A 13118-nucleotide genomic window follows, 5' to 3' on the forward strand; every position below is an offset into this window, starting at 1 on the left:
CGTCAGCGGCTGCCGAGCCAGACCTGCGCCTGCGACAGCAGCCGGTCGAGGTCGATCGGCTTGGGCAGATAGTCGCTGGCGCCGGCGTCGAGGCATTTCTGGCGATCGTCCATCATCGCCTTCGCGGTGAGCGCGATGATCGGGATGTCGCGATAGCGCGGCCGCTGGCGCAGCTGCCGCATCGTCTCATAGCCGTCCATTCCCGGCATCATGATGTCCATCAGCACGAGTTCGATCTCGTTCTCGCCATCGAGCAGGTCAAGCGCCTGCTGGCCGCCCTGCACCACGCGCACGACGAGCCCCTGCGCGCGCAGCGCCTTGGCCAGTGCGTAGAGGTTGCGCACATCGTCGTCGACGATCAGCACGTTGCGCCCCGCAAGCGAGCCGGTCTTGCCCTGCTCGGGCGAGGGCGCGCGCACCGCGTGGAGGAACAGGCTGACCTCGTCGACCAGCCGGTCGACCGAGCGCGCGCCCTTGATGACGACACTGTCGGTATATTCGTGCAGGCGCAGATTTTCCTCCGGCGTCAGGTCGCGGCCCGAATAGACCACCACCGGCGGGATCTCGCCATGCGCGCGCGCTTCCGCCAGGAAGGTGAAGCCGTCCATGTCGGGCAGCCCCAGGTCGAGCACGATACAGTCGAACGGCGCCTCCGCCAGCCGCGCGAGCCCTTCGGCGCCCGCCCCGGCCTCGACGATCTCGAGCCCCGGGGCCGCGATCAGCTTGCGGACGGACAGCCGCACGCCCTCATCATCCTCGACCACCAGCACCCGGCGCATCCGCTCACCCGCATAATGCTCGAACCGGCCGAACACGTCGGCGATGTCCTCACGCGTGACCGGCTTGGTGAGGAAGCCGATCGCGCCGAGCGCGCGCGCACGCGGCGCCTCGTCGGTCGCGGAGATGAAATGCACCGGGATGTGGCGGGTGCCATCATCCTCCTTCAGCCGCTCAATCACCGTCCAGCCATCCATGCCGGGCAGCATCGCGTCGAGCAGGATGCCGCGCGGCTTGTAGCGGCGCGCGAGCGCGATGCCGCTCTCGCCGTCGCCGGCGACGAGCCCGGCATAATTTTTGGACCGCACGACATCGAGCATGATCTTCGCGAAGCGCAGATCGTCCTCGACGATCAGGATCACGGCGGCCCCCGGCTGGATCAGCCGCCGGTCGTCGCCGACGACGTCGGTGGGGACGACGTCGCCGCCCGGAGACAGAATCGCGGGCGGATCGGTGCGCTTGGCGGGCTGTACGGGGGCAGCGGTGGGGGTGGGGGCGGAGGTGGAGGCGGACGGGGCCGGCGCCGGCAGCGACGGCGCCACCGTCGACACCGCCTCGATCCGCTCGGGCAAGGTGAGCGTGAAGCGGCTGCCCTCGCCCAGCCTGCTCTCGAGGGTCAGGTCGCCGCCCAGCGCGCGTGCCAGGTTGCGCGCGATCGCGAGCCCCAGTCCGGTGCCGCCATATTGCCGGCTGGTGCTGGCATCGACCTGCTCGAACGCCTCGAACACCTTGGAAAGCTTGTCTTCGGGAATGCCGATACCGCTGTCCTGCACCGCGATCCGGATCATGCCCTCGGCGGCGGCGCGGCCGATCGTCACCACCACCGCCCCGCCGGTGCCGGTGAACTTGAACGCGTTGCTCAGCAGATTGTTGGTGATCTGGCTGAGCTTCGCGGTGTCGGTGCGGATCGCCTCGGGGGCGCCATCCTCCACCGTCACGTCCAGCGTCAGCGCCTTCTCGGCAGCGACGTGGCGGAAATGGCGCAACAGTTCGCCGGCGAGGTCGCCCAGCCGCAGCTCGTGCACCGCAAGCTCCATCCGGCCCGATTCGATCTTGGACAGATCGAGGATGTCGTTGATGAGCCGCAGCAGGCTGGCGCCCGCCTCATGAACATATTGCGCCGATTCGACATCGTCCGGCCCCAGATTGCCGCTGCGGTTCTGCGCCAGTTCGCGCGAGAGGATCAGCAGGCTGTTGAGCGGCGTGCGCAGCTCATGGCTCATATTGGCGAGGAATTCGGATTTGTAGCGGCTGGCCTGCTCCACGTCGCGCGCCTTGGCCTCGATCTCGGCCTGCGCGATCTCCACCCGGCGCTTCTCCGCGGCGAGCTGATCGGTGCGCTGGCGCAATTCCTCGTTGGAGGCCTCCAATTCCTCGGTGTGCGTGCGCAATTCCTCTTCGGAGGCGCGCAGCCGCCGGGCGTTGGCCTGCAGCGCGTCGTTGGTTGCCCGCAGTTCCTCTTCCTGCGTGCGCAGGCTTTCCTCGGACGCCTTGAGCTCGATCGCCTGCGCCTGCGTTTCGGACAGCAGCTCCTGCGTCCGCCGCGCGCGCATGAGATTCTCGATCGAAACGCCCAGCACCGGCAGCAGCTCGTTCAGGAAGGCCTGGTCCTTCTCGTCGAACGGCGCGACCGACGCGAACTCGAGCGCCGCCATCAGCCGCCCCCGAACGAGGACGGGAACGATCCACACCGTCGTGGGCGCGATCTCTCCGCTGCCCGAGCGGATGCGGAAATAATCGGACGGCAGGTCGTTCAGCCGTACCGGCTGCCGGCTTGCGGCGGATTGGCCCACCAGCCCTTCGCCCGGCCGGAATCGCAGACCGCGGGCGGCGTCTGCATCGAGCCCGATCCCGCCGGCGAATCGCAGCGTCTCCCCATCGGCCTCGGGTATGTAGAGGATGGCAATCTGCGCTTGCAGGCATCCGATCAGCGCCTGCAACAACCGCTGCGTGAAATCGTCGATGCCATCGGTCGACTGGATCGCCGTCATCGTTTCGGCGACGCCGGTCTTGACCGTCGCCACGCGATCCAGTTCTGCGAGATGGCCCTGGAACCGGGTCAGCCCGCGCGCCAGTTCGCCCAGTTCATCGCCGCGACGAACGCCTTCGACCGCGAAATCGCGATCGCCGCGCACCAACCGGCTCATCAGCTCGGCGGTGCGGGTCAGCGGCTCGACCACCTGCCGCTGCGTGAAGCGCAGCGACAGCAGCACGATGGCTATGCCGATCGCGAGGGTGATCCAGCCGATCGTCTGGACGAGCGACAGCAGCCGGTTCATCCGCGCGTTGCGAACCTCGAGCAAACGCTGTTCGTCGCGCTGCCCCCGCTCGATCTCGCCCAGCAGCCGGTCGCGGATGCCCCGCCCGCGCAGCAGCAACCGTTCGATGGTCTCGGGCGAATCGCCGCGCCGGATCGCCGCCTGCATCGGCACAACCGCGTTGGTGCGCCAATCGTCGACCAGGGTCATGATCCGCTGCAACCGCTGCTGCTGCGTGGGATTGTCCGCGGTCAGCCGGTCCAGCGCCGCAACCGCCTCGTCGAACTCGCCCTGCCCGCTATCCACCTGCCGGCGCGCCGCCGCGCCGCGCAGCACCATCGCATCCTCCAGCCCGGCTTCGCTGTCGGCCGCCGCAAGGCGCAACCGATCGAACGCACGCAGCACGACATGGGTGTGGGCCGCCCAGCGGCTGGCGTCGGCCAGGTTCTGTTGAACGACGATGTTGATCCCGCGCGTGGCGAGGATCATCAGGAGCAACAGGCCGAACGCCGCGATCAGCTTCCAGCGGACCGAAATGCGCTGCAGCCAGTTGTCACCGTGCCGGGTCTCGTCCCCCACGCTGTCGGTCGTCGAGGTCGGGCGCGCGTCGGGCATGGCAAAGGCCTTCGGGAAACGATGGGGCAATGCGGGAATGTCTGACGGCGCCCCCCGGCGATGTCCAGACTATCCACCCTATCGGGCCGAACGCCCGAAACCCGCCGATTCGCACCGTTGCATTGGCGGCCCGCTTCCCTTAAGGGGCCCACTTTCCGCGATTCAAGGGACTGTCCGGCTGTAATGGGCTGCCGAGGCCGTCCGCGATCGTCGATCATAAGGAGACGAAAATGCCCAAGCTCAAGACCAAGAGCGGTGTGAAGAAGCGCTTCAAGATCACCGCGACGGGCAAGATCAAGCACGGCGTGGCCGGCAAGCGCCACCGCCTGATCAGCCACAACGGCAAGTATATCCGCCAGAACCGCGGCACCTCTGTCCTGTCCGAAGCCGATACGGCGACGGTCAAGGCCTGGGCCCCCTACGGCCTGCGCTAAGAGGAGCACTGACGAATGGCACGTGTAAAACGCGGTACGACGACGCGGGCGAAGCACAACCGCATCCTCGACCAGGCGAAGGGCTATTATGGCCGTCGCAAGAACACCATCCGCATCGCCCGCCAGGCGGTGGAGAAGGCGGGGCAGTACGCCTATCGCGACCGCAAGGTTAAGAAGCGGAACTTCCGCGCGCTGTGGATCCAGCGCATCAACGCCGCCGTGCGCGCCGAAGGCCTGACCTACGGCGTGTTCATGCACGGCCTCAAGCTCGCCGGCATCGACCTCGACCGCAAGGTCCTGGCCGATATCGCGATGCATGAGGGTGAGGCGTTCAGCGCGATCATCGCGCAGGCGAAGGCCGCTCTTCCCGAAGGCGCGCGCGTCGCTGCCTGAAGGCCGAGGCCGGCGCGGGTGACCCTGCCGACCCCTTGAAAAGATAGAGGCGCCGGTGGGATCTCCCGCCGGCGCCTTTTCCTTGTCAGCGAATGGCGTCAGCGAATGGCGCGCTCGATCGGCGTGTCGCCATCCGCGCGCAGCACGCGCGCCGCCGGGTCGGCGGGCAGCAGCGGCGGCTGCGCAAGGAAGCGCGGCTCGCTGCCGCGGTGCGCCCGCGCCGAATGGACGAGGAACGGGTGGCACAGATAGACGCTGCCCGCGCGGCCGACAGCCGGCACCTCCGGCCGCCCGTCCGATCCGCCGAAATTGCCTGCAGCCAGTTCGCGCAACGTCAGCCCGGCGTCGCCGGCCGGCGCCAGCGCGCGGGCGATGTCGACATGCGATCCCACCCGGATCCGCGTCGGCGCATCGTCGATGCCGACGTCGGAGAAGAGGAACAGCAGCAGCAGCGCGCGGCCGCGGCTGAAGACATTGGCGCGCCAGTCGAGAAAATCGGGCGCGTCGGTGCCGAAGCTGACATCGATATGCCAGCCGGTATCGCCGGGATCGTCGGGCAAGGGGAAGCGCACGGGAAACGTGCCGAGCGCGCCCAGGCGCTGCCAGCGGCCGGGGCCGACGAGCTGGTCGAAGGCGCGTTCCAGCACCGGGCTCCGCGCCGCTTCCTGGAAGGGCGGCTGGGCATAATGGCCAAGACGGACGACGGGCTGGCGCCAGCCTGACGGATCGTCGGGCGTGCCCGGCAGATCGCGCCACAGGATCTCGCGCGCCGCCCGGGCGGTCTCGGGGGAAAAGGCCTGGTCGATGCGGACGAAGCCGCGGGCGATGAACTGGTCGATGGCGTGCGCGCGCAAACCGTGCGCGGCGTCAGGGACGAAAGGCATGAAAACGATCTCGCAGCTTGCTTGCCCCCGATCCGGCGGGGCCGGCGGGGCGGTGCACAGGAAGCGGCCTCGGGAGAGGCCGCGGCCGGAGTTCAGCGCAAGCGAAGCGAGAAGATCGTCATCACGGCTCCGTAAGGTCGGCGAATCGCGGGTTCAGTTTTATTCCGACGCGTTGGCCGCCGGCTCGGCGTCATTGCCTTCCGGCGCCGCCGCGGCTTCGTTGTTGCCGCCGCCATTGGCTTCGGCTGCCGCCGCATCGCCGTCGGGCGCCGCGGCTGCCGCCGGAGCCGCGGGCAACGGCAGGTTGGATCCCTGCTGGTTGAGATAGACCATCAGATTGGCGCGATCTTCCGGCTTGGAGAGGCCAGCGAAGGTCATCTTGGTGCCCGGCGCGAACTTGCGCGGCGAGGTGAGCCACGCGTTCATCTTCGCCCAGTCCCAATTGCCGCCGACCGCCTTCAGCGGATCGGAGAAGGCGAAACCGCCCTTGCCCTGGCCAATCGGCTCACCCATCGTGCCGTACAGATTGGGGCCGATACCGTTCGCGCCGCCCTGGTTGATCGTGTGACAGGCCGCGCACTTCTTGAATACCTCGGCACCCTTGGCCCCATCCGCGCTGGCGAGCAGCGTCTCGATCGGCGGCCCGGCGTCCGCGGCAGTGCCTTCGCCTTCCAGTTCGACGCCCTCGATGGGGTAGCCCATCTTCTCGGGCCGCTCGGGATGGAAATATTCGCCCGTCAGGATCGAGAGCCCCAACGCCGCGATACCCCCGGCGAGAACCCAGCCCGCGATCGTATTGAAGCGATTGTCCATGCGCCCCCGAACCTCTCTCGTTAGCAGCCCGTCCCTGCAGGCCTATGAGTTCCCATAGAATCGGCCGTGCGGGCGCGCAAGCGCCAGACGGCGTGCGCTTTGCGCATGCGCGTGCTTGCGGACGCGCGAAGGGGTGGCTAAGCGCGCACGCCACCATGGAAAGCTATCCCGCCCCCGCCCGGCCGATCGTCGCCGGCATGATCGAGGCCGCAGCGCGCGAGCCGCAGCGCGCCGTCGCCTTCCAGGGCGCGCCCGGCGCCAACTCGCATATCGCGGTTGCGCAGGCCTTTCCCGATGCGCTGCCGCTGCCCTGTTTCAGCTTCGAGGATGCGATCGACGCCGTTCGCGAGGGGCGCGCCGACTGCGCGATGATCCCGATCGAGAATTCGCTGCACGGCCGCGTGGCGGACATGCACTTCCTGCTGCCCGAATCGGGGCTGGTAATCACCGGAGAGCATTTCCTCGGCATCCATTATTGCCTCGTCGGCCTCACGCCCGATGCCGCGGTCGTCGAGGCGATGAGCCATCCGCAGGCGCTGGGCCAGTGCCGCAACTGGCTGCGCGCGCGCGGCATCAGGCCGATTCCCTATCCCGACACCGCCGGCGCGGCCGCGCTCGTCGCGGAACTGGGCAATCCCCGAATCGGCGCGATCGTGCCGCCGCTCGCCGCGGAGACCTATGGCCTGCCGATCCTGGAAACCGGGCTTGAGGACGCCGCGCACAACATGACGCGCTTCGTCGTCCTCGCGCGGGATTCAGGCACGGTAACGGGCCCCGGCCCGTTCGTGACGACCTTCATCTTCGAAGTGAAGAACGTGCCTGCCGCGCTCTACAAGGCGCTGGGCGGCTTCGCGACCAACGGCCTCAACATGACCAAGCTGGAAAGCTACCAGCGCGGCGCCAGTTTCGCGGCCACCGAATTCTACTGCGATATCGAGGGGCATCCCGACGATCCCACGCTCAGCCGCGCGCTGGAGGAACTGAAGTTCCACACCAAATGGGTGCGCATCCTCGGTACCTATCCGCAGGCACGCAAGCGGGGCTGAACCCACCGCGGCGCAGGATCGACCTGCCGACCCCATCTTCCGTCCACGAAGGGAAGAACGAATGGACGCCACCGCCAGCGACCGGAGATGCCGGGACGCGACGCGGTCGCGCGCGATTTCATCCAATTTCTGGGACATAATATGAAACTCGTTTTTCGATGGCCATGCACCCAGGGCCGTGGAGTTTCATATTATGTCCCCGAAACTTCTACCCGAGACTTCCCTGCGCCGTTGTGAAATCGACGTGCGTGCAATTGCTGCATCGCAAAAGAATCGGCTTGCGCGATATGTATATCCATGACAGCTTCATGACGTCCGAGCACTGACGTTCGGAAGATTCATAACCGGTCAGGTCCAACGAGGGGCATGGCCGGCGCGCCGCTCCCGAGGAGCGCGCAAGGCAAAGACGCCGCCCGAACCGGTCCCCCAATGGCCGCGCTTCGAGGCGGCTTTTTTCATGCCCTCTTGCGGATCGGTCTTGGCGTGGGGGTCGCCAGCCGGGGTCCGCAGAGCAGCGCGGAGCCGTTCGATGAACAAGGGATTCTGGAATGCGGGCCATCGCCCGACATTGTTCGCAGCCTTCCTCTATTTCGACCTCGCCTTCATGGTTTGGGTGCTGCTCGGGCCGCTGGGACCGGATATCGCCAAGGACCTCGGGCTGAGCGCGGCCCAAAAGGGCTTCATGGTCGCGGTGCCGACATTGGCCGGCGCGATCCTGCGGCTGGTCAACGGGCTGCTGGTCGACAAGATCGGCCCCAAGCGCACCGGCGCGATCAACCAGGTGGTGGTGATCGCGGGGCTGGTCACCGCGTGGGGCCTGGGCGTCCACAGCTTCCTCGGCACGATCGCGGTCGGCGTGATCCTCGGCTTTGCCGGCGCCAGCTTCGCGGTCGCGCTGCCGCTCGCCAGCCGCTGGTATCCGGCCGAGCATCAGGGCACCGCGCTCGGCATCGCCGGCATGGGCAATTCGGGCACGGTGCTGGCCGCGCTGTTCGCCCCCGCGCTCGCCAAGGCGTTCGGCTGGAACGCGGTGCTCGGCCTCGCCGCGATCCCGCTCGCCATCGTCTTCGTCATCTATCTGGTGCTCGCCAAGGATGCGCCCAACCAGCCCGCCCCCAAGCCCTTCACCGCCTATCTCGAACCGCTCAAGACGGCGGATGCCTGGTGGTTCATGCTGTTCTACGGCGTCACCTTCGGCGGCTTCGTCGGCCTTTCCGCCTCGCTCAGCATCTATTTCACCGACCAGTTCGGGCTGACCACGATCGTCGCCGGCTACTGCACCGCCGCCTGCGTGTTCGCCGGATCGATGGTGCGGCCGATGGGCGGCGCGCTGGCGGACCGGATCGGCGGCACCCGTACCCTGATGCTGGTCTATGCGCTGGCGGCGGTCACGCTCGCCGCGATCAGCACCGGCCCGGCCAACCTGCCGATCGCGCTCGGGCTGTTCGTGGTCGCGATGCTGGCGCTGGGCGCCGGCAACGGCGCGGTGTTCCAGCTCGTGCCGCAGCGCTTCGCCAAGGAAATCGGCGTGATGACCGGGCTGGTCGGCTTCGCCGGCGGCGTCGGCGGCTTCTACCTCGCCTCCTCGCTCGGCCTCGCCAAGCAGGTGACGGGCAGCCCGCAGCTCGGCTTCCTGGTGTTCGCGGCGCTGGCCGTGGTGGCGCTCGGCAGCCTCACATTGGTGCGCCGCCGCTGGCAGCGGACCTGGGGCGCGGCGCTTGCCGGCGCGCGGATCTGATGCGCGGACTCCATGCCCTCGTCGCGGTCGGGGCGCTTGCCGCCCCGGCCGCGGCCACCGCCCAGGCGACGGCCCAAAGTGCGGCGGCCGGCTTCACCCCGATTGTCGACGCCCGCCTGCGCTATGAGGGCGTCGATCAGGATGGGCTGCCGCGCGACGCCGATGCGGTCACCGCCCGCATGCGCAGCGGCTTCGAGTACAGGCGCGGCGCCTTCGCGGTGCTGGCCGAGGCCGAGGCGACCCTGGCGATCTCCGGCCGCTACAACAGCACCACCAACGGCAAGACGCTGTTCCCGACCGTCGCCGATCCCCAGACGGTCGAGCTCAACCGCCTCCAGCTCCAGTATCGCGGGCTGCCGAAGACGGTGCTGACGGTCGGCCGCCAGCGCATCAACCTCGACGACCAGCGCTTCGTCGGTTCGGTGGCGTGGCGGCAGAACGAACAGACCTTCGACGCCGTCCGCCTCGAAAGCCAGGCGCTCGGCCCGGTGATGCTCGACATCACCTATGCCTGGTCCGATCGCACCATCTTCGGCATCGACAGCGCAACCCAAGCCATCTCCGGCGACAACCTGCTGGCTAGCGCCGGTGTGAAGCTGGGGCCGGTGACGGTGAAGGGGCTGACCTTCCTCATCGATCAGGATGAGCCGGGGAAGCGCCAGTTTTCCAGCCAGACCTATGGCGTGCGCGCGGTCGGCGCCTTCCCGCTGGGCGACACGGTCAAGCTTGGCCTGATCGCCAGCTACGCCCGCCAGTCCGACTGGCAGGGCAACCCCAATGATTATCGCGCCGATTACTGGCTGGGCGAGGCGGCGCTGACCGCCGCCGGCGTCACCCTGACCGGCGGCTATGAGGTGCTGGGCGCGGGCCGGGGCCAGGGCAGGGACAGGGGCGGCGCCGGCACCGCCTTCCAGACGCCGCTCGCCACCGCCCACAAATTCCAGGGCTGGGCGGACAAGTTCCTGACGACGCCCGCCAACGGCATCCGCGACCTCTATGCCAGCGCCGGTTATGCGCTGCCGAAGACACCAGCGGGGCCGGTGAGCCTGCTCGTCGCCTGGCACCGCTTCGACAGCGACCGGCTGTCGATCGACTACGGCACCGAATGGAACGCGCAGATCGGCGTGAAGCCGAGCAAGCGGATCAGCCTCCTCGCCAAATTCGCCGCCTATGACGCCAACCGCTTCGCGACCGATACGACGAAGCTGTGGCTCGAACTCGACTATGTCCTGTGAGGATCCAGCCATGACCCACATTCACCACCGCGACCATCTCGTCGTGATCGGCAACGGCATGGCCGGCTGCCGCGCGGTCGAGGAAATCCTCGCGCGCGATCCGCACCGCTACAAGGTGACGATCTTCGGCGCCGAACCGCATGTGAACTATAACCGCATCATGCTCTCACCGGTGCTCGCGGGCGAGAAGCGCTTCGACGAGATCGTGATCAACGATCGGAGCTGGTATCTCGATCATGGCATCGAACTGATCGCGGCGGACCCCGTGACGGCGATCGACCGCGCCGCGAAGACGGTGACGTCGAAGGCGGGCAGGACCGTCTCCTACGACCGGCTGCTGATCGCCACCGGTTCCGATCCCTTCATCATCCCGGTGCCGGGCAAGGACCTGCCGGGCGTGATCAGCTTTCGCGACATGGCCGATGTCGATGCGATGCTCGCCGCCGCGGCGCAGGGCGGCGACGCGGTGGTGATCGGCGGCGGCCTGCTCGGGCTGGAGGCGGCGCATGGCCTGTCGCTGCGTGGCATGAAGGTGACGGTGCTGCACCTGATGCCGACCCTGATGGAGCGGCAGCTCGACGAGGCGGCGGGCTGGCTGCTCAAGACCGCGCTCGAAGGCCGCGGCCAGACGATCATCACCGGCGCCGACACCGCCGAGATCGTCGGCGACGGCAAGGTCGAAGGCGTGCGGCTGAAGGACGGTCGCGAGATCCCGGCGAGCCTGGTGGTGATGGCGGTGGGCATCCGCCCCAACACCGCGCTGGCGCGCGACGCCGGCCTCGCGGTCGGCCGCGGCATCCAGGTCGATGACGATATGGTCACCTCCGATCCGGCGATCCTCGCGGTCGGCGAATGCGTGGAGCATCGCGGCCAGGTCTATGGGCTGGTCGCGCCGCTGTGGGAGATGTGCCGCGCGCTGGCGGACGGCTGCACCACCGGCTGCACCGGCTATCGGGGCTCGGTCACCTCGACCAAGCTCAAGGTCTCCGGCATCGACGTGTTCTCCGCGGGCGACTTTTCGGGCGGGGACGGCACGGAGGACATCGTGCTGCGCGACGCCGCGCGCGGCGTCTACAAGCGCGTGGTGGTGAAGGACGACCGCGTCGTCGGCGCGGTGCTCTATGGCGATACCGCGGACGGCAGCTGGTATTTCGACCTGCTCAGGAAGGGCGAGGATATCTCCGACGTCCGCGATGCGCTGATCTTCGGCCAGGCCTTCGCCGCCGGAGGCGGCGCGGCGGACCCTAAGGCGGCCGTTGCGGCGCTCTCGGACGATGCCGAGATCTGCGGCTGCAACGGCGTCTCCAAGGGCAAGGTGGTCGCCACCATCCAGGGCGGCGCCTGCACGCTCGACGCGGTGCGCGGCAGCTGCAAGGCATCGGCCTCGTGCGGGTCCTGCACCGGCCTCGTCGAAAGCCTGCTCGCGCTGACTCTCGGCGACGATTATGCCGGCGCGCGCGCGGTCAAGACGATGTGCAAATGCACCAGCTTCGGCCATGACGACGTCCGCCGCGAGATCGTGCTGCAGAACATGGCCTCGATCCCCGAGGTGATGCAGAAGCTGCACTGGTCGACGCCCGATGGCTGCGCCTCGTGCCGGCCGGCGCTCAACTACTACCTGCTCTGCGCCAACCCCGCCGACTATGTCGACGACCAGCAGAGCCGCTTCGTCAACGAGCGGATGCACGCCAACATCCAGAAGGACGGCACCTATTCGGTGGTGCCCAGGATGTGGGGCGGGCTCACCACCCCGCAGGAACTGCGCGCGATCGCCGATGTCGTCGAGAAATATGACGCGCCGATGGTGAAGGTGACGGGCGGCCAGCGGCTCGACATCTTCGGCATCAGGAAGGAAGATCTGCCCGCGGTATGGGCCGATCTCAACGCCGCCGGCATGGTTTCCGGCCACGCCTATGGCAAGGCGCTGCGCACGGTGAAGACCTGCGTCGGTTCCGAATGGTGCCGCTTCGGCACGCAGGATTCGACCGGGCTCGGCGTGAAGCTTGAACGCGGCTTCTGGGGCAGCTGGATGCCGCACAAGTTCAAGATGGCGGTCAGCGGCTGCCCCCGGAACTGCGCCGAGGCGACGATCAAGGATTTCGGCGTGGTCTGCGTCGACAGCGGTTACGAACTGCATGTCGGCGGCAATGGCGGCATCCACGTCCGCGCCACCGACTTCCTCGTGAAGGTCGGCACCGAGGAAGAGGCGATGCATTATGCCGCCGCCTTCGTGCAGCTCTATCGCGAGGAGGCGCGCTATCTGGAGCGCACCGCGCCGTGGATCGAGCGCGTCGGCCTTGCCTATATCAAGGCGCGGGTGGTGGAGGATGAGGAGGGGCGCGACAGCCTCGCCTCGCGCTTCTGGTTCAGCCAGCAATTCGCACAGGACGATCCGTGGGAGCAGCGCGCCGCCGGCGCCGACCGCAACCTCCACCGCCCCCTCGCCGAAATCCGTCCGCTTCCCGCCTTCGAAGGAGCCTGATCCGATGATGCCCGAATGGCTCGACGTCGGTGCCGAAACCGACATTCCGCTGCGCGGCGCCCGCACCGTGAAGGTGGCCGGCGGCGAGGAGATCGCCCTGTTCCGCACCGGCGCGGGCACGGTCTACGCGCTGGTCAACGCCTGCCCGCACAAGGCGGGGCCGCTCAGCCAGGGCATCGTCCACGGCGACAGCGTGACCTGCCCGCTGCACAACTGGGTGATCAGCCTCGCGACCGGCGAAGCGCAGGGCGCTGACAAGGGCTGCACGCCGACGATACCGCTGCGTGTGGCAAGCGGGCGGGTGCTGATCTGCCGGCAATCGACGCTGGGGCTGGCGGCGTGATCGCGATCGTGGCGGGAGGGAGGGAACTTCTCCCTCTCCCCTACGGGGAGAGGGCCGGGGAGAGGCAGAGTCGCGCTATGCCTCTGCCCCCGACCATGCC

The 13118-nt window shown here is 68.2% G+C and carries 10 protein-coding genes; 7 read left to right on the top strand and 3 right to left on the bottom strand.

Features of this window, described 5'->3' with window-relative positions; all coding sequences use genetic code 11:
• Positions 1 to 2: 2 nt before the first annotated feature.
• On the bottom strand, positions 3 to 3650 hold the full coding sequence (locus tag NX02_RS23625; RefSeq protein WP_025294632.1) for a response regulator: 3648 nt from the start codon (positions 3648 to 3650) through the stop codon (positions 3 to 5).
• Positions 3651 to 3880: 230 nt separating this feature from the next.
• Between NX02_RS23625 and rpmI the strand changes: the two genes are divergently transcribed.
• Together rpmI and rplT are read left to right on the top strand one after the other, a co-directional pair.
• On the top strand, positions 3881 to 4084 hold the full coding sequence (gene rpmI, locus NX02_RS23630; protein WP_025294633.1) for a 50S ribosomal protein L35: 204 nt from the start codon (positions 3881 to 3883) through the stop codon (positions 4082 to 4084).
• 15 nt (positions 4085 to 4099) lie between these two features.
• Positions 4100 to 4477: a 50S ribosomal protein L20 gene (rplT, locus tag NX02_RS23635; RefSeq protein WP_025294634.1), complete on the top strand. Its 378-nt coding sequence runs from the start codon at positions 4100 to 4102 to the stop codon at positions 4475 to 4477.
• Positions 4478 to 4575: 98 nt separating this feature from the next.
• On the opposite strand, the gene NX02_RS23640 is transcribed toward rplT, so the two are convergent.
• Both NX02_RS23640 and NX02_RS23645 read right to left on the bottom strand, forming a co-directional pair.
• Positions 4576 to 5361: a phytanoyl-CoA dioxygenase family protein gene (locus tag NX02_RS23640; protein WP_047099847.1), complete on the bottom strand. Its 786-nt coding sequence runs from the start codon at positions 5359 to 5361 to the stop codon at positions 4576 to 4578.
• 159 nt (positions 5362 to 5520) lie between these two features.
• Positions 5521 to 6174 (bottom strand): c-type cytochrome, encoded by a 654-nt coding sequence (locus NX02_RS23645; protein WP_025294635.1) that lies wholly within the window; start codon positions 6172 to 6174, stop codon positions 5521 to 5523.
• A 155-nt stretch (positions 6175 to 6329) separates the two neighbouring features.
• Here NX02_RS23645 and NX02_RS23650 point away from each other — a divergent pair, with 155 nt between their 5' ends.
• From NX02_RS23650 to nirD, 5 genes are all read left to right on the top strand, one after another.
• Entirely contained in the window at positions 6330 to 7220 is an 891-nt protein-coding gene (locus NX02_RS23650) for a prephenate dehydratase (protein ID WP_025294636.1), read from the top strand.
• A 529-nt stretch (positions 7221 to 7749) separates the two neighbouring features.
• Positions 7750 to 8958: a nitrate/nitrite transporter gene (locus NX02_RS23655; protein WP_025294637.1), complete on the top strand. Its 1209-nt coding sequence runs from the start codon at positions 7750 to 7752 to the stop codon at positions 8956 to 8958.
• Positions 8958 to 10193, top strand: coding sequence for an alginate export family protein (locus NX02_RS23660; RefSeq protein WP_025294638.1), 1236 nt, complete (start codon positions 8958 to 8960; stop codon positions 10191 to 10193). Before NX02_RS23655 ends, NX02_RS23660 begins: the two co-directional genes overlap by 1 nt.
• A gap of 10 nt (positions 10194 to 10203) precedes the next feature.
• Positions 10204 to 12675, top strand: a complete 2472-nt coding sequence (gene nirB, locus NX02_RS23665) for a nitrite reductase large subunit NirB (protein ID WP_025294639.1) — start codon at positions 10204 to 10206, stop codon at positions 12673 to 12675.
• Positions 12676 to 12679: 4 nt separating this feature from the next.
• A complete protein-coding gene (nirD, locus tag NX02_RS23670; protein WP_025294640.1) occupies positions 12680 to 13018 on the top strand; it encodes a nitrite reductase small subunit NirD in 339 nt (112 codons plus the stop codon).
• Positions 13019 to 13118 lie beyond the last annotated feature (100 nt).

This window comes from Sphingomonas sanxanigenens DSM 19645 = NX02 (genome assembly GCF_000512205.2).
GTDB classification, from domain to species: domain Bacteria; phylum Pseudomonadota; class Alphaproteobacteria; order Sphingomonadales; family Sphingomonadaceae; genus Sphingomonas_D; species Sphingomonas_D sanxanigenens.

Coding starts and splice junctions, on each gene's coding strand:
- nirB (WP_025294639.1), top strand. CDS start 10,204: ATGACCCACATTCACCACCGCGACCATCTCGTCGTGATCGGCAACGGC.
- rplT (WP_025294634.1), top strand. CDS start 4,100: ATGGCACGTGTAAAACGCGGTACGACGACGCGGGCGAAGCACAACCGC.
- NX02_RS23655 (WP_025294637.1), top strand. CDS start 7,750: ATGAACAAGGGATTCTGGAATGCGGGCCATCGCCCGACATTGTTCGCA.
- NX02_RS23650 (WP_025294636.1), top strand. CDS start 6,330: ATGGAAAGCTATCCCGCCCCCGCCCGGCCGATCGTCGCCGGCATGATC.
- NX02_RS23640 (WP_047099847.1), bottom strand. CDS start 5,361: ATGCCTTTCGTCCCTGACGCCGCGCACGGTTTGCGCGCGCACGCCATC.
- nirD (WP_025294640.1), top strand. CDS start 12,680: ATGATGCCCGAATGGCTCGACGTCGGTGCCGAAACCGACATTCCGCTG.
- NX02_RS23645 (WP_025294635.1), bottom strand. CDS start 6,174: ATGGACAATCGCTTCAATACGATCGCGGGCTGGGTTCTCGCCGGGGGT.
- NX02_RS23625 (WP_025294632.1), bottom strand. CDS start 3,650: ATGCCCGACGCGCGCCCGACCTCGACGACCGACAGCGTGGGGGACGAG.
- NX02_RS23660 (WP_025294638.1), top strand. CDS start 8,958: ATGCGCGGACTCCATGCCCTCGTCGCGGTCGGGGCGCTTGCCGCCCCG.
- rpmI (WP_025294633.1), top strand. CDS start 3,881: ATGCCCAAGCTCAAGACCAAGAGCGGTGTGAAGAAGCGCTTCAAGATC.